Source organism: Planococcus sp. APC 3906 (genome assembly GCF_030407685.1).
Lineage (GTDB): Bacteria > Bacillota > Bacilli > Bacillales_A > Planococcaceae > Planococcus > Planococcus koreensis.
Window position 1 is genome coordinate 1 of sequence record NZ_JASDCW010000046.1, and the last position, 14800, is coordinate 14800.

General features: G+C 47.7%; 18 protein-coding genes. 6 read left to right on the forward strand and 12 right to left on the reverse strand.

Features of this window, described 5'->3' with window-relative positions; translation table 11 throughout:
• Window positions 1–314: hypothetical protein (locus QMA09_RS16370; RefSeq protein WP_290213888.1), on the forward strand; the 314-nt coding region annotated here is incomplete at its 5' end.
• A gap of 202 nt (window positions 315–516) precedes the next feature.
• Here QMA09_RS16370 and mug read toward each other — a convergent pair.
• On the reverse strand, window positions 517–1023 hold the full coding sequence (gene mug / locus QMA09_RS16375) for a G/U mismatch-specific DNA glycosylase (RefSeq protein ID WP_135503001.1): 507 nt from the start codon (window positions 1021–1023) through the stop codon (window positions 517–519).
• 126 nt (window positions 1024–1149) lie between these two features.
• Window positions 1150–1932 (reverse strand): SDR family oxidoreductase, encoded by a 783-nt coding sequence (locus QMA09_RS16380; RefSeq protein WP_135503004.1) that lies wholly within the window; start codon window positions 1930–1932, stop codon window positions 1150–1152.
• Between the two features lie 162 nt (window positions 1933–2094).
• Here QMA09_RS16380 and QMA09_RS16385 point away from each other — a divergent pair, with 162 nt between their 5' ends.
• Complete coding sequence (locus QMA09_RS16385; protein WP_135503006.1) at window positions 2095–2709, forward strand: TetR/AcrR family transcriptional regulator; 615 nt, start codon at window positions 2095–2097, stop codon at window positions 2707–2709.
• Between the two features lie 59 nt (window positions 2710–2768).
• Here the strand turns inward: QMA09_RS16385 and QMA09_RS16390 are convergent, their stop codons facing one another.
• Window positions 2769–3749 (reverse strand): DUF4179 domain-containing protein, encoded by a 981-nt coding sequence (locus QMA09_RS16390; RefSeq protein WP_135503009.1) that lies wholly within the window; start codon window positions 3747–3749, stop codon window positions 2769–2771.
• Window positions 3746–4300: a sigma-70 family RNA polymerase sigma factor gene (locus tag QMA09_RS16395; protein ID WP_135503011.1), complete on the reverse strand. Its 555-nt coding sequence runs from the start codon at window positions 4298–4300 to the stop codon at window positions 3746–3748. The genes QMA09_RS16390 and QMA09_RS16395 overlap by 4 nt, the downstream gene beginning before the upstream one ends.
• A gap of 412 nt (window positions 4301–4712) precedes the next feature.
• Here QMA09_RS16395 and QMA09_RS16400 point away from each other — a divergent pair, with 412 nt between their 5' ends.
• Window positions 4713–5927: an aminotransferase-like domain-containing protein gene (locus tag QMA09_RS16400; RefSeq protein WP_290213889.1), complete on the forward strand. Its 1215-nt coding sequence runs from the start codon at window positions 4713–4715 to the stop codon at window positions 5925–5927.
• Between the two features lie 49 nt (window positions 5928–5976).
• Here QMA09_RS16400 and QMA09_RS16405 read toward each other — a convergent pair whose 3' ends face one another.
• Window positions 5977–6714: a YqcI/YcgG family protein gene (locus QMA09_RS16405; RefSeq protein ID WP_135503016.1), complete on the reverse strand. Its 738-nt coding sequence runs from the start codon at window positions 6712–6714 to the stop codon at window positions 5977–5979.
• 105 nt (window positions 6715–6819) lie between these two features.
• The gene (locus tag QMA09_RS16410) at window positions 6820–7263 is read right to left on the reverse strand and encodes a BsuPI-related putative proteinase inhibitor (protein WP_135503019.1); all 444 of its coding nucleotides are present in this window, start codon (window positions 7261–7263) and stop codon (window positions 6820–6822) included.
• A 141-nt stretch (window positions 7264–7404) separates the two neighbouring features.
• On the opposite strand from QMA09_RS16410, the gene QMA09_RS16415 reads away from it, so the two are divergent.
• A complete protein-coding gene (locus QMA09_RS16415; RefSeq protein WP_175580292.1) occupies window positions 7405–7542 on the forward strand; it encodes a hypothetical protein in 138 nt (45 codons plus the stop codon).
• Between the two features lie 63 nt (window positions 7543–7605).
• Here QMA09_RS16415 and QMA09_RS16420 read toward each other — a convergent pair whose 3' ends face one another.
• The 5 genes from QMA09_RS16420 to QMA09_RS16440 form a co-directional block, all read right to left on the reverse strand.
• Window positions 7606–8493 (reverse strand): fructose bisphosphate aldolase, encoded by an 888-nt coding sequence (locus QMA09_RS16420; protein ID WP_135503160.1) that lies wholly within the window; start codon window positions 8491–8493, stop codon window positions 7606–7608.
• Between the two features lie 146 nt (window positions 8494–8639).
• Window positions 8640–9533 (reverse strand): oxidoreductase, encoded by an 894-nt coding sequence (locus QMA09_RS16425; protein ID WP_290213890.1) that lies wholly within the window; start codon window positions 9531–9533, stop codon window positions 8640–8642.
• Between the two features lie 159 nt (window positions 9534–9692).
• On the reverse strand, window positions 9693–10592 hold the full coding sequence (locus QMA09_RS16430) for an oxidoreductase (RefSeq protein WP_290213891.1): 900 nt from the start codon (window positions 10590–10592) through the stop codon (window positions 9693–9695).
• 192 nt (window positions 10593–10784) lie between these two features.
• Window positions 10785–11399, reverse strand: a complete 615-nt coding sequence (locus tag QMA09_RS16435; protein WP_290213892.1) for a hypothetical protein — start codon at window positions 11397–11399, stop codon at window positions 10785–10787.
• Window positions 11400–11676: 277 nt separating this feature from the next.
• Window positions 11677–12006: a hypothetical protein gene (locus tag QMA09_RS16440; protein ID WP_135503029.1), complete on the reverse strand. Its 330-nt coding sequence runs from the start codon at window positions 12004–12006 to the stop codon at window positions 11677–11679.
• A 406-nt stretch (window positions 12007–12412) separates the two neighbouring features.
• On the opposite strand from QMA09_RS16440, the gene QMA09_RS16445 reads away from it, so the two are divergent.
• Together QMA09_RS16445 and QMA09_RS16450 are read left to right on the forward strand one after the other, a co-directional pair.
• Window positions 12413–12913, forward strand: a complete 501-nt coding sequence (locus QMA09_RS16445) for a VOC family protein (RefSeq protein ID WP_135503032.1) — start codon at window positions 12413–12415, stop codon at window positions 12911–12913.
• A gap of 82 nt (window positions 12914–12995) precedes the next feature.
• Window positions 12996–14057 carry a ketopantoate reductase family protein gene (locus QMA09_RS16450; RefSeq protein ID WP_158290598.1) on the forward strand — a complete coding sequence of 354 codons (1062 nt, stop codon included), beginning with the start codon at window positions 12996–12998 and terminating at the stop codon, window positions 14055–14057.
• Between the two features lie 205 nt (window positions 14058–14262).
• Here the strand turns inward: QMA09_RS16450 and QMA09_RS16455 are convergent, their stop codons facing one another.
• Window positions 14263–14673 carry a hypothetical protein gene (locus QMA09_RS16455; protein ID WP_135503037.1) on the reverse strand — a complete coding sequence of 137 codons (411 nt, stop codon included), beginning with the start codon at window positions 14671–14673 and terminating at the stop codon, window positions 14263–14265.
• Between the last annotated feature and the right edge of the window lie 127 nt (window positions 14674–14800).

A 14800-nucleotide genomic window follows, 5' to 3' on the forward strand; every position in this document is an offset into this window, starting at 1 on the left:
TTAGTGGGACTCCCGCATCAATGATTGGTCGAGCTGTTAAGATAGTGCGAAGTGTTCTGCTCATCTGTGCGGTGCCGTTGTTGCATCCTTTCATTACTTTTATGGCCTTTTTCGTAATGGTGGATAATATACCTTCCATTTTCAGTATATTCTACTACCTAAAGATTATTTTATTCTCTATGTGGATATTTTTGGTGATCGTAAAAGTTTACTTCGAAAAGAAATATTTGGATACGAAGAGTGCTATTTTAACGATTGTATTTGCTGTTCCGGTAATCGGGCTTTTATATCTTATTTATACAAACTTATTTTAAGCTCTATTGTTGAGGGTTTCGTAATTAATTCACAACAAAATGGGGATTATGGTCTTTATTTAAAACAGTCATAATAATTTAATTACACATTAGAACGTAACAGAAGTTATCATAAAAAAACCAAAGACCCCCAACACGCTTTGAAAGCTTGTTGAGGGTCTTTGCATGAACAAAATAAACGCATGAACCAGATGTAAAAGATCTAAAGGTACTTGTTCAACGCTCGATACACATCCACAATATCATCGAGTGGGATCCGCACCAAACCGCTTGATGAAGGAGCGACAAATTCAATCGTTCCAGTAACGACGGGATCTTCTTGGACACCCCAACCGATTTTGCGCTTTCGACTATATTCCTTGTAGACGCCTTTGCCGACAAAGCACACGGCATTCGGCTGGTACGCTTCGATTTTCTCGCGCAGCAAGACGGCGCCTTCTGCGTATTCCTCTTTTGAAATATCCGCAGCTTCGCGGGTTGGGCGCTCGACGATATTTGTCAGGCCGAAACCGAGTTCAAGCAATTCCTGGTTTTCGTGCGGCGCGAATTTTCTAGGCGTCAAACCGGCTTCGTGGAGGATTTTCCAAAAACGGTTTGTCGGGTTCGCGTAATGATAGCCGGTTTCAGATGAGCGGATGCTCGGGTTAAAGCCGACAAACAGGATTTTCAATCCCACCTCAAGATGGTCGGGTATGGGTTCTAGGTGCATAATGGTCACTCCTTACTCTAAGAACAGTATAACGAAGTTTCCCTTTTTTATTCATCCATACACATTCGGAGAAGCCAAAGAAAAAACGATTCCCCATGTAACTGGGGGAATCGTTTAATGAAAAAATCAGTATTTGTATGATTGGCCACCGTCGATGTTGATGACCGAAGCGTTGATGAAGCGTGAGCTGTCTGACAGCAGGAATGCGACCAGGTTGCCGACTTCTTCCGGTTTGCCGAAGCGTTTCATCGGGTTGACGCTGACGAACTCTTTGCCGACCGCTTCCCAATCGTCGCCGCCGATTTGCTTAAGCGAACCTTCGACCATTGGCGTCATGATGGCGCCTGGTGCGATGGCGTTGATGCTGATGCCGAACTCGCCGTATTCAACACCCGAGTTGCGGGTCAAGCCGACCACGCCGTGCTTGCTTGCCGCGTAGCCGGATTGGTTGCCGACGCCGCGGATGCCGCCGACTGAAGCGGTGTTGACGATCGAGCCGGAGCCTTGTTCTTTCATGACTTTCAAGACATGTTTCATGCCGTAGAAGACGCCATTCAAGTTGACGCTGATGACTTTTTCGAATTCATCAGAGCCGTAGTTTTCCGTGAGGTTCTGTTTGCCTTCGATGCCGGCGTTGTTGAAGAAACCGTCGATTTTACCGAATGTATCGACTGTGAATTGGACGTAATTTTTCACTTCTTCTTCATTCGTGACGTTTGCCTCGAACAATTCGATCGCCGCTTCAGGAGATGCTTGAAGCACTTCGTTTTTCGTTTCTTCCAGCGATGCTTTGTTCATATCAACAAGCACCAGTTTTGCGCCTTGTTTGGCGATGGATAGCGCTGCTGCGCGCCCAAGTCCTGAACCGCCGCCTGTAATCAATACAACTTTGTCTGTGAAATCGATCATTCTGAATCTCTCCTCTATTTGTTGGTATGCTAAACTGTAAGTAATGTACTTATTAAGTGTAACCGGTTGCAAAAGCAAGCTCAATCAGTAGAAAAACAGCAGTTGTCGAAAAAATCGACAATTCTGCATAAAGTGTCGATTTTTTCATTGGAGGCAGAGGCAATGATGGAAAATAAACGAAAAAACACCCCGCAAAATGAACGGACAAAACATCAATTGAAACAGGCTTTTGTCCATTTGATCAATGAAAAAGGCTTGAGCCATGTGTCTGTCACGGATATTGTGGAACGGGCGCAATACAACCGGGCGACGTTTTACCTGCATTATTTGGACAAACCGGATATCACGGAAGACCTCAAGCGAGAAATGTTCGAGCAGGTGAAGCGGACCGGCATGGAACGCTACCAGCCGGGGAAACGGGTCGATGTCCGGCAGATGGATGCGGAATCGTTCGAGCTCGTGAGTTTCATCTACGACAATCGTTCTTTTTTCAATCTGTATTTGAAGGAAGACACGATTCCAGGGCTGTACCAGGATTTGCCGAAGGCGATTTTCGAAATGCTCGACGAGAATTTCACGTTCAGCGCAATCGGCAGCCACGACATCAATTCGTCCCAGTTTAAGATGTACATGGCCCACGGCACCACGGGCATCATCCTCGACTGGGCACGCAATGGCTACCAGCAGTCGCCGGCGGAAATCACGCAATTGCTGATCGGCATCTTGCAGGCATTTGCCAATGGCTTCACCATTGAGCCAAGTGATTCCCGGGCGTAATAATATTGTGGACTATCAAAAAATCCCCTCCGGCTGCTGAAGCGGGAGGGGATTTTGCGTCAACGCAAGTCGACGTGGATAATGGTTGCTTCAATCGGTACGCCGTCATCTTCGGCATGTTCGATGCGCTTGATCAACGGCTCGATTCGGATGGAAGAAGCTTGCGGATCCAGAGTTTCGAACGTGAACTGTAATTGAGATTCATTGCCCGTGCCGAAATGCATCGGATAGATATTGCCCAGATCGTCCACAAGCTGCCAATCGGTGATGTACCGGTCTTCATCAATGTCTTTTTTGTGCATCGCCAGCACCGTTGATAACTTGGTCAGGCGCAGTTCGTCCAGCTTATACGAGCCGCCTTCAAAATCGACGGTTTGATTGACTGGAACTTTTACGCTGTTGAGGGCATTCAAGTTGAAAGTGAATTCCCAGTCGCCTTCGACTTTTGCGCCGGTTTCCATATCGGTGAACGATTCGGGCGCCCACTTAAGCTTGATGGTTTGCGGCGCTTTCCACAGGAAATTCGGGGCCATGGTCAGCATGCCAGCATACGTCGTATCGTTCACTTTGTTCATCGAAGTGACAGAGCCGGAACCGCGTGTCCAAGGTGCTTCCAGCAATCCATCTGCATTCGGGAACTCGCCAAGATCGGTTGTTGTCTGCAAAGCGAAAGCGACTGTCACCGAGGTGCCGTCGTAAACCGCTTCTTCAATGGTTATTGTGGCGCCATTGCTCGTTTCTTCCAAGCCAATCGGCTGCGCCACTTCGCTGAAATGGTTGAAAATGAGTTCGTCGCCGTCGAAATAGGAAACGATGTCTTGCAGAATCGGAATTTGAGATGCCAGGGAAGGGAACGCGGCGAAGGCAGTGGTAGAAACAGCGACGGCAATACCTGCGGCAAGCGCCACGTTTTTCAGCCAAGGCGATTTGCGGCGCTGTCCAAGAATGCGCTTTTTCAGTTGTTTCTTTTCAAATTCCGACACATCCGCCTCCGGGATGTCTTCAATATTCGTTGTCAGCCACTTGTTTAAATCGCTCATGTAAACCGCTCCTTTCCGCCAAATAAGGCCGCTAATTTCCGTTTCCCGCGGTACAGCCGGTTATCGACCGCGGATACGGTGATGCCGAGGGATTCGGCAATTTCTGCGTTCGGCAAACCGAGGAAGTATTTCATCAAGAACAAATCGCGGTCCGCTTCCGGTAAACTATGGAGCCCAGCCAGCACTTCATCCCGCGCTTCTTTATCAAGCACCATTTCTTCTGTGTTATTGGAAATGCCTGCAGTCCGCACATCATCAGTGACCGACTCGCGTTCCAGCCTCTTCATGTGCCGTCTGTAGCTGTCGATTGCTTTGTATTTCGCCACCATGCCGGCCCATTTCCGGAAATCGCCGGCATCGCCGTCAAATTGCTTCGCCCGCTGCCAAATGGTCATGAACACATCGTTCAGGCATTCTTCCGCAGCTTGGCGGCCACAGCTCTTCAAAAGGATGTGCTGGCAAATCCCTTTCAAAAACGGCATGTATGTATCGATCATGTAGTTGAGCGCCGCTTCGTCTTGCCGCTTCAATCGAGCGATGAAATCCTCCACCGGAACCCCTCCTTTCCTTTGTTACTGTATACAACGATAGGGGCGAATAAAATCTCGCGCACTCTATATAAATTTTAACAAGTACTGTTTCGGCGTTAACATGAACGAATCTCGTGTCAACATGAATTGTTTTCACTTTAACATGAACTCATCCAACGTTAACATGAACTGCCAGAAAATTAACCGGCACTAGCAAAATAAGCATCGTCCAAAGTTCAAAAGCACAATATGAAAAGCCTTTCGCTGCAGCGAAAGGCTCCCGCAATCGTAAAAGAAGGCATTCCGACAAGGCGGAATGCCGATTGCTGTTTACCCAATTCGCTGGTCGAATGTCAGCTCGCGATATTCAAAGCGTCCAACAATCTGTAGAATGGAAACAAAGCAAACTGGACAACGAAAGGGGCACGACCTTATGACGCGAAAATTCCCGTTTTCAAAAGATATCAGCCTGGCCTTCAAAAACGATCCGCCGGGCCAGTGGCTGCTGGCATTGCCTGAAGGCTGCATCCGATTGAGCTCGGGCTATCCGGAGCCGGTACTAGTCCCAGCCGAAGCAATTAAATCGGCGACGATCCGGCTGCTCGATGAAGAACAGGACCTGCCGCTGCAATACATCGGCAGTCCGCGGATTCCGCAATTGAAAGAAGCCATCCGCCAGCGGATGGCAAAGCGCGGTGTGGGGCTGGCGGACGAGGAGCTGCTTGTGACTTCCGGGGCGTGCCAGGCGATCGACCTCATTTCGCGCGTCTTGCTGGACGATAAGGCAGTCGTCGCGCTCGAGTCGCCGACCTATATGGAAGCGCTGGAGGTGTTCCGGAATTACACGGAGCATTTCATGAACATCCCCGTTGACGCGAAGGGCATGGATACAGACAGGTTTGCGGAAATGCTGGCAAACCGCAAACGCGAGGGGCTTACGCTGCCGCGCATCCTGTACACCATTCCAACTTCCCAGAATCCGACAGGCACGACATTGACGCCGGAACGCAGGCAGCATCTGCTTGAGCTGGCCGAAGAATTCGATTTCCTTATCCTAGAGGACGATGCATACGGCGAACTGGCTTTTGCCGAAGCACCGAAACTGCTGAAAGCGATGGATGGCGAAAACGGACGCGTCATCCACATCGGATCGCTGTCAAAAGTTGTCGCGCCGGGCATGCGCATTGGCTGGGTGGCGGGCGGCGCGGAGCTGGTCAGTACCTTAGGCTGGTTCAAGAAAGACCTCAACCATCCGTTCGCGCAGTCGGTCATGGCGTCATTCTTGGAAGCCACGGATTTTGACGCGCATTTGGCGTCGTTGACAAACGCCTATCGAGCGAAAAGTACGGCGATGATCCAGGCGCTCGAGCAGTTCATGCCGCCGTCAGTGACGTGGTATGTACCAGAAGGGGGCTACTTCATGTGGCTGCAGCTGCCGGGCATCGATACAGCGGAAATGTTGCCGCAGGCATTGGCTGCCGGCGTATCATACGTTCCGGGCAAGCATTTCCATTTGGACCAGCAACGCTGCGAATACTTGCGGCTGTCATTCAGCTACGCCGACGCGGAAGCGATTGTCGAAGGTGTGCAGAAGCTGGCGGAAGTGGTCGGCGCAAACTTGCCGCAGGACGAGCCACAAGGCGAATAAAACCTGAATGCACAAAAGAGAGCCATCCTCGAGGGATCGCTCTCTTTTTTCATTTTTTCATTTCCTTATGGGTGAACGGGCATTTGCCTTGGATCGGCTCGCTGTCGTCGCCGATGAAGAATTGCTTCCATTCGTTATGCGTCGGGTCGCCGAAATGGCTGATGTCCGGATGCGTCGGCAGGTGGTCCCACGCTTCAACGCGTGCACGGACTTTCTCGCGCGACATGACGCCGCCTTTTTCCGTCCCTTTCAAGCCTTCAAAAATTCGGCGCGGCTGGAATCCCAGCACCATCGCATTGCCGAGATGGCGGGTCTTGCGCTGCTTATAGGCAGGCGTGTTGCCGAAGACGAAAATCGGTTCGCCGTCGAACGTGAAGTCCCATAAATAATGGTCCGGGTCGCGCGGCGCCTCAAGAGGCCATTCGGTTTTGTCGACATCGTGCATATACTGCAGCAACTCCCAGAACTGCTTGCGGTAATCTTCAATCGACCCTTCGGTTTCAAACGGTTCGACAAAGACGAACAAGCCGTGGCGTTTGTGTTTCGGATCATCGAACAATTCCAGGAAACTGGACACCGCTGCGGGCAAATTGCTCCAATCATCCTGCGTCACATAAGCGTAGCGCAGTTCACCTTTCAATTCACCGCTCATCCCGAAATAGCAGGGGAAGGTCTTGTCGGTGACCGTGTTGTGGAAAGTCTGGTATTCGTTCAACAGCCATTCCGGTAAATCGGTACGGGTTTGGAAATCCTCTTTTGTCAATAAAGCATGCGTCGTCAAGTTCACTGAAATTCCTCCAATTAAGTAAATAACTCTCTCTAAGGGAATTTCCCTGCCGCCGCCTAAATGAAACTAGGGCAATCGCTTTATTTGATCAAATGCTGTGATTGCTTATTCCACCACGTACTCATTCTCTGCTGGATAAGCTGGTCCTTGCTGCGGTGTGAACCAGGCTTCGATTTTATAGGTGCCGGGCTCAAGCTCAAGCGGCGGGACCTCCAGCTCATAGACCAGTTCACCGCCGGCTGGGGCTGTTTCCTCACCGAGCACCTGGGCATATGCGCTGACTGAAGAATGCAGGAATACCTGTTCATCCGCTTCGTTATAAAGCGCGAAATCGAAGCGCTGGCTGCTTGTAAAGTTGAACGTCACTGCTTCATTTGTGCCGTTTTTGAGGGTATAGCGGTAGCCAAGATCTGATTTTACGAGTGTTGCGGCCATTTCGCCTTCATTGCCTCCTTCTGATTTTTCTCCATTTGTGCCTTCTTCTGGTGTGCCGCAAGCGCCAAGCAAAAGTGCCAGCACGGCGAGCAATAAAATTGTCCATGTCCGCATGGTTTTCTCTCCTTATAAAGCGATTTACAAGTTAGACCGTTGAATGTGGATAAAAGTTACAATGCCATGAAGAAACAGCAAATTACCATTGAAGCGGCTGCTGCATTATACTAATCTTACCTATTGAAGGAGGCAGACACTATGCCCACAATTGCAAGAGATTTTAAAGATGCATTGATATCGAAGATGAAATGCTTATCCACCAGTTCGCTGTATTTGCTGAAGTACATGGCGATTGTCCTCGTGCCGCTGTACATCATTTATTTGTTCACCAAGTAATAGTAAGACAGAAAAGACGATTCCGCACAAAGCGGAATCGCCTTTTTTTAATGAATGCGCAGCTTAAGTAATCGACGCTTCGTAAATTGTCTGGATGGAATCCGCGATGGATGCGTTGAATTCTTCTTCGGATTGGCTGGCGCTGACGCCTTCGGATAAGCCGCGGGAGAAACTGGCAATCAGGCCATTATTAGCGGCCAATTTTTCGTTGGCTTCTTTGCGCGGATAGCCGCCGGACAGCGCAACCACACGGATGACGCGCGGATGGTCAATCAATTCCTTATAGAAGTTATTGACGGTTGGGATCGTCAGTTTCAACATGACGTTTTCATCCTCGCCCAGGGAATCGAGCAGATTCAGCAGTTCCTGCTTCAACAACTCTTCGGATTTTTCTTTGTCTTGGCTGTGGATATCGACTTCCGGCTCGATGATCGGCACCAGTCCGGCAGCCATAATTTGCTTGGCCACTTCGAATTGCTGCTCGACGACTTTGCGGATGCCCGCTGGATTCGGCTCTTTGATGACCGAGCGCATCTTCGTGCCGAAAATATGGCGTTCGTTTGCCCGCTTCAGCAAGTCATCAAGATTCGGCATCTCTTTCATCAATTGAACGCCGTCCATTTCGTCTGCGAGGCCTTTGTCGACTTTCAGGAACGGCACAACGCCTTTTTCTTCCCATAAATAATCCGCCGTATATTTGCCTTCGACTTCTCGGTCCATGGTCTGTTCGAACAGGATCGCACCCAGAATCGAGTCGGAATTGAAGGAAGGGGCGGTCATGACACGCGTCCGCATTTCATGGATCAAGTCGTACATTTCATCTTCATTTGAATATTGGTCTTCTGAAACTCCGTAAAGCTTCAGCGCTTTTGGTGTACTCCCGCCGCTTTGGTCGAGTGCAGCCACAAAGCCTTTGCCATTTTTCACACGTTCGAATTGTTCTTGATTCATCATCCCAGCTCCTTAGATAAATTTTATCGTGAAAATTTAAACTAACAGAAAGCCTTTCATTGAATAGTTTAACAATTAATAATGGATTATTCAAAATAATTCTGAAAGCTGTTACTTTTTCATTGAAAGGGCGGATAAGCGGTTAGTTAAAAATTGAACGTCACGCCTGTCAATTGTTCAGAGACGTTCCAGAGTTTAAGTGAAACGGCTTTGTTGGACGCGGCCGGATGAGGCGTGTCGATTGCCGGATATCCTTTGCGCTGGCCTTTGCCGTCGGGGCCGATGTATTCGCCGCCTTTCAGGGAAGGGGACGTGGCAGCAAAAATTGTCGGCAATGCGCCCATGTCGGCAGGCTGAAGGAATTTATACAAAATCCCTTTCATGAAGTTCGGCGCATCTTTGCCGCCGAACTTGAACAGATTGGTAGCGGAAATTCCTGGATGGCAAGCGATGCTCATTGTCGATTGGCCATGCTGCTTCAAGCGTTCATCGAGTTCTTGCGCAAACATCAGATTGGCAAGCTTGCTTTGTCCGTAAAATTTCATTGCCTTATAGCCGCTTGTGCCGTCGAGGTTGTCGAAGAAGATATCTGCTCCTTTATGCGCGAGGCTGCTGACGGTGACCACACGTGAATCGGGAGTAGCCGAAAGGAGCGGCAGCAAATGTCCGGTCAATGCGAAATGCCCCAAGTGGTTGCTGCCGAATTGGAGCTCGAAGCCGTCTTTCGTTTTGGCATAAGGCGGCGTCATGACGCCTGCGTTATTGATCAACAGGTCGAGCGAAGGGAATTTGTCCTGAAAGCGTTCCGCGAAAAAGCGGATGCTGTCGAGGTCTGCCAGGTCGAGTTCCATGACTTCAACCTCCGCATGGGGATGGTCCTTTTTGATCAAATCGCGTGCCGCATAACCTTTTTCTATATTGCGTACCGCCATGACGACTCGGGCACCCTGTTCGGCAAAGGTGGTTGCCGTTTCGAGGCCGATACCGCTATTGGCACCGGTGATGATGGACGTCTTTCCGTACAATGAATGTTGTTCCATGATTTCAACTCCTGAAAGGGTAGATTGATTTCCTTAAACGTATCATTAGTTTCAGGCAGGAACAAACAGAACGGCTTTTGTTTAAACTTCGCGATTCTGCTAGGGCGCAAAAAAGCTGCCGTAAAATTTAAGGCAGCTCTTTTTCGAGATGGATCCATTTTATTTCGTAAAATCAAACTTTACGCCAGTCAATTGTTCAGACACGTCCCATAGCTTGCGGGCAACTGCTTCATCCAACGCGGAAGGGTGGGGAAGTTCCAAGGCAGGGAAACCTTTTTTTGCGCCTTTGCCATCAGGTCCGATGTATTCGCCGCCGGTCAATCCTTCGTCCGTGGCTGCATGGACAGTCGCGAGCGCTCCCATGTGCGGCGGCTGCAAGAAGCGGTTGGCGTAATTGCGCAGCGCTTTCGGCGCATCCCATTTGCCAACCTTGAAGATGTTCGTTGCCGAAATACCCGGATGGCAAGCGACGCTGATGGTTTGGAAGCCGTTGCGCTTGAGGCGCCTATCCAGTTCCATCTCAAAAAGCATATTGGCAAGCTTGCTTTGGTTATAGAACTTTTTCGCTTTATAGCCTTTTGAGCCATCAAGGTTGTCGAAGTCGATTGAGCCACGGTTGTGGGCGAGGCTGCCGATGGTGACGATGCGCGAGCCAGGTGTTTTCTCAAGGAGCGGCAGCAAATGGCCGGCCAGAGCGAAATGGCCAAGGTGGTTTCCGCCGAACTGCAGCTCGAAGCCGTCTTTTGTTTTGGAATAAGGCGGCATCATGACGCCCGCGTTATTGATCAGCAAGTCGAGCGAAAGGAGCCGGCTCTTGATTTGTTCGCTGAAAAAGCGGATGTTTTCCAAGTCTGCGACATCCAGAGGCATCACTTCGATTTCCGCATGGGTCGTTTCGGCAATGATCGCCCTTCTGGCCTTCAAGCCTTTTTCCATGTTGCGCACCGCTAATATGACGTGTGCGCCGCGGCCGGCCAACTCTTTGGCAGCTTCAAAGCCGATTCCGCTATTTGCGCCGGTGATGATGGCGGTTTTTCCATTCAAACTTTTCTGTCTCAAAAAAATCAGCTCCCGGTTCTCTAAATTCAGCGTACTGCTCGTTCTAACGTATCACGTCAGCCAAGCCGGAACAATGAAGAAAAGAAGTGGGCTTTTCAAAGCTATTAGGAACTGCGTTAGGCGAATGTGGAAACATAGAAAAAGGGCTATCCCGAAAAGCCATTGTCCATGACTTTGGGAAAGCCCCGTTATTCAGTGGCGGTCACCTTTAATCCATTTGCCTTTGCTTACTTCGACGTCAATCACTTTTCTGTTGTAAGTTGTTTTATAATTTTTATTCTCAACGTGTGTTTCTTTCACGACTCTGCGTTGAGTTTTTCCAAACTCTTTGTCGCGGTAAACTTCAGTGTCTTTATAGAAAACTTTGCCGCCGCTGCCTGGTTTGCCGTAATGTTTGATCGTAGTGACGGTCGTTTTCGTAATTTTCACTGGTGTTGTGAAAATTTTGATGGTGTCATAACGTGTGACTTCATCCCAAGTGACGCGTTTAATCACTTTGTACGTTGTGCTGGTTTTCACTTCGCGATACCAGTCTTGTTGAGGATGGTGTTCTTTAGTCACTTTGACATCGACTTCGTTATAAGTGGATCTTTCGGATTTTTTCTCCGTTACATATTCAGAAGATTTTTCGCGTTTGACCACTTTGTCATGGGTCACTTCTTTATGCGTTTTTACAATTGTCGTGACGCCATCGCGATAGGTGACTTTTTCAGAATCATCTCCCCGATGATCGTCATGTGCAAATGATACAGAAGTGAATCCGAATGCTAGTAAAAGGGTAATCAATATCATAGCAAACTTCTTCATTTTCTATTTCTCCTTTAAAAGCAGATTTTTATTAGCTGAGCAAAGAACTTTAAAACGGGCCAGAGTATCTAGACGTCGACCGCTACTCAAAAATCCACTCATTTTTCTTCATATGCGCCTCCTTGTGTATGTAACTCCATGTAAATAGTATAGTACAAATATCAAAAAATTACTATAATTTAGAATGTTAAATCATTTTAATTTCAATAAAAATAATTGGTTGCGTGAGATGGAAAAAGGAACAGGCCTCTGAAAAGGTCCATTCCTTTTTTGTTGGTTAATGGTGATCGTGATGATCGCGGTCATCACGGTCGTCCCAGTCGTGATAGCGTTTTCCGTATTTGTGGAAATGATAATAAGATTTTCCGTGTTTCGTGTAATGTTTGTGGTAATATCCGTGTTTTTTATGGTTTTTGAATTTTTTATGCTTTTTGTATTTCTTTTTATCGTCGTCATCTCTATTGTACTTTTTGTCGTCTTTATCTTTATCGTAGTCATGATGGTATCCGTCTCTGTCGTGGTCATGGTCTCCACCGCTGGCTAAAGCGGTTGATGAGAAGCCGAATGCCAAGAGCACGGCCATCAAAATCATAAGATATTTCTTCATAAGTTGATCTCTCCATTCCATTTGGATTATTGTCCATTGTCTAGGTTGTCTGCTCCATAGAGACTGGATTTTTCATCTGCATGTACTTTTGAGAAAGGACCCCTTTCAGTGTCATTGTATAAAGCAGCTGCAACGTTTATATTGGAATTTCTCTCGTGATTCTCGCTAAAAGCGCTGAAAGAAAACAATAGTCCGAGACAGCATAACCAAAAATTAGATTAAATTTTAAAAAATGTAAAATGATATAAATATGATATCAACTGTTGTGAGTATACATCCTAAATCAAAAAAATACTACAGTTTTTTGAATATTTAAATAAATATAAACAATTTGACTCACTGGCATAGTATAATGGAAGTGAAAATACATAGCCGCTCTTAAATCCAATCGAAAGAAGGTATTGGAATGGAGCAAAGAATCCAGAAAATCGTAGCCAATCTATGGTTTGAGAAAGTGGCGGAGGAAGCGGCCCGCTATTATGTATCTATTTTCAAAAACGCGAGCATCGGACGTATCCTTTATTATTCACAAGAAGGATTTGAAATCCATCACATGGCAGAAGGCACCGTCTTGACCGTTGAATTCACCTTGGAAGGCCAGAAATTCCTTGCGCTCAATGGCGATTCTGCATTCAAATTCACTGAAGCGGTGTCGTTCATCATCAATTGTGAATCACAGGAGGAAATCGACTATTACTGGAACAGGTTGACTGTAGGGGGAGACGAAGAAGCGCAGAATTGCGGCTGGCTGAAAGACAAATTCGGCGTTTCCTGGCAGGTATCGCCAGTCCAATTGGATGACATGCTTGCAGACTCGGACCCTGAGCGGGTAAAGCGGGTCACAAAGGTGATGCTGGAGATGAAGAAGCTGGACTTGGCGGAATTGCAGAAAGCATTTGAAGGATGAAGGGTAAATAGGAGCGGCTATTTTTAGTCAGGTTGAACTGCAGCCGGTAAAATGGAATCCGTTGTTAACAGGAGTGATTTCCGTGGCAAAGAAAATACTGATTTTTGGCGTTGGCCCTTTCGGCAGCTTGTTTGCGGAAAGGTTGAAGGAAGCCGGGCACGATATCGCCGTGCTTGACCACGGCGAACGGCAAGAAGACTTGAAACGCTTCGGCATCGTAATCGAAAATACGGCAACAGGGGAAACCACGGTTACACAAGTGCCGGTTGTCGACAGCTTCGATCCGGAAGCGTATTACGACCTTGTCATCGTACCGATGCGGAAAAACAAAGTGATTGAAATTCTGCCAACCCTCGCGGCGAATAAAAAAGTGCCTACTTTCCTGTTCATGATGAATAATGCAGAAGGGCAAGATCGGCTGGTTCGTGCATTGGGGCAAGAGCGCGTAGTTTCCGGTTTTCCATTTCCAGGAGGCTATCGGCAAGGGCATACCATCCGTATGCTGCCGGTCGACGAACATCACAAGTGGACCTTGCCAATCGGCGAAGTCGATGGGCGTACCATTCCAAGAACACTTGAAGTCAAGGCAGTTCTGGAATCGATGCGCGGCTTTAAAGTGGAGATCCGGGATGATATTGACGACTGGCTGAAAACGCATGTCGCGCTTCTTGTGCCGACGCTGGCGCAAGCCGTCTACGCATGCGACACCGATTTGGAGCGCTTTGCAGCGACGCGTGATGCCCGCGTATTGTGCATCCGAGCGCTGAGGGAATCGTTCGGGGCATTGCGTAAAGCAGGAGTGGAGATTACGCCGCCGGGCTTGCGTGCATTTGAGATGATTCCAGAACCGCTGCTTGTGCTGATGCTCGCAAAACTGGCACGGAGCGAAACCTTCGAAAACAGTTTGGGACACTTGAAATCCGTGCCGGACGAAGTAAAGCAGCTGACTGACGAATTTTACGAATTGATCGAACCGGCCGGCTTGGAGACGCCTGCGCTGGATATACTGTCCCGATACAGTTATACGGACAAAGCTCCGTTGCCTTACGGCTTGAAAGAATACCCTCTCCAATGGAAAGGGGTATACGCCATTGCATTCGGAGCCGTTGCAGCAGCCGGTATTTACAAAGCGATGAAAAAATAAATAAGCCCGCTTTCAAGGACACAGGTCCGGGAAGCGGGCTTATTTTAGCTGAATGCGGAAATCCAGAAGAAGTGATGTTGATGTCAAATAAGTATTTTAAATAAAACTAATAAGAAATCTTTTAGAGTGTGCAGCGATTTAATGGCCAAGAAAAAACTGAACTCTTTAGAGAGAGCTCAGTTTTTTCTTTTCTTGTTAACTTGCATTAATGGCGGTCATAGTGCCGCTTTTTGTCGAAGAAATAATGGAATTTGCCGTGTTTGTAAGTGTATTTCCCTAGTTTATGGAAATGGTCACGGTGTTTGTAATAGAATTTGCCGTCTTTGTGATAGTATTTGCCATGTTTGAAGTAGCCTTTGTGATGGTGTTTGTATTTGTCTTTGTCGTGATAGCGTTTTTTGTCTTTACCGTCATCATCGTGATGGCGTTTTCTGTCTTTATCGTCATCGTCATCATCGTCATCATGGTGTTTTCTATTATCATCGCGGTCTCTGTATTTATCTTTGTCATGGTAACCGTCTTTATGGCCGTCGTCATGGTCTCCGCCTGCTAAAACTGTTGAAGAAGCACCAAAGATCAAGAAAAGAGCCATTAAGATTGTAAAATATTTCTTCATATTCTCTCTCTCCATTCCATAATTAGATTTGGTTTTATCCTCTAGGCTTAAGTGGCACAGAGTCTTAAACTTTCATCATTATGCACTTTGAGGGAATAAGACCTCCTTTAAACATTGTTTAAATAAT

Excerpts from the sequence above, each read along its gene's own strand:
- mug (WP_135503001.1), bottom strand. The coding sequence starts at position 1,023 with ATGCACCTAGAACCCATACCCGACCATCTTGAGGTGGGATTGAAAATC.
- QMA09_RS16455 (WP_135503037.1), bottom strand. The coding sequence starts at position 14,673 with ATGAAGAAATATTTTACAATCTTAATGGCTCTTTTCTTGATCTTTGGT.
- QMA09_RS16410 (WP_135503019.1), bottom strand. The coding sequence starts at position 7,263 with ATGCGGACATGGACAATTTTATTGCTCGCCGTGCTGGCACTTTTGCTT.
- QMA09_RS16445 (WP_135503032.1), top strand. The coding sequence starts at position 12,413 with ATGGAGCAAAGAATCCAGAAAATCGTAGCCAATCTATGGTTTGAGAAA.
- QMA09_RS16415 (WP_175580292.1), top strand. The coding sequence starts at position 7,405 with ATGCCCACAATTGCAAGAGATTTTAAAGATGCATTGATATCGAAGATG.
- QMA09_RS16440 (WP_135503029.1), bottom strand. The coding sequence starts at position 12,006 with ATGAAGAAATATCTTATGATTTTGATGGCCGTGCTCTTGGCATTCGGC.
- QMA09_RS16435 (WP_290213892.1), bottom strand. The coding sequence starts at position 11,399 with ATGAAGAAGTTTGCTATGATATTGATTACCCTTTTACTAGCATTCGGA.
- QMA09_RS16400 (WP_290213889.1), top strand. The coding sequence starts at position 4,713 with ATGACGCGAAAATTCCCGTTTTCAAAAGATATCAGCCTGGCCTTCAAA.
- QMA09_RS16390 (WP_135503009.1), bottom strand. The coding sequence starts at position 3,749 with ATGAGCGATTTAAACAAGTGGCTGACAACGAATATTGAAGACATCCCG.
- QMA09_RS16425 (WP_290213890.1), bottom strand. The coding sequence starts at position 9,533 with ATGGAACAACATTCATTGTACGGAAAGACGTCCATCATCACCGGTGCC.
- QMA09_RS16380 (WP_135503004.1), bottom strand. The coding sequence starts at position 1,932 with ATGATCGATTTCACAGACAAAGTTGTATTGATTACAGGCGGCGGTTCA.
- QMA09_RS16385 (WP_135503006.1), top strand. The coding sequence starts at position 2,095 with ATGATGGAAAATAAACGAAAAAACACCCCGCAAAATGAACGGACAAAA.
- QMA09_RS16420 (WP_135503160.1), bottom strand. The coding sequence starts at position 8,493 with ATGAATCAAGAACAATTCGAACGTGTGAAAAATGGCAAAGGCTTTGTG.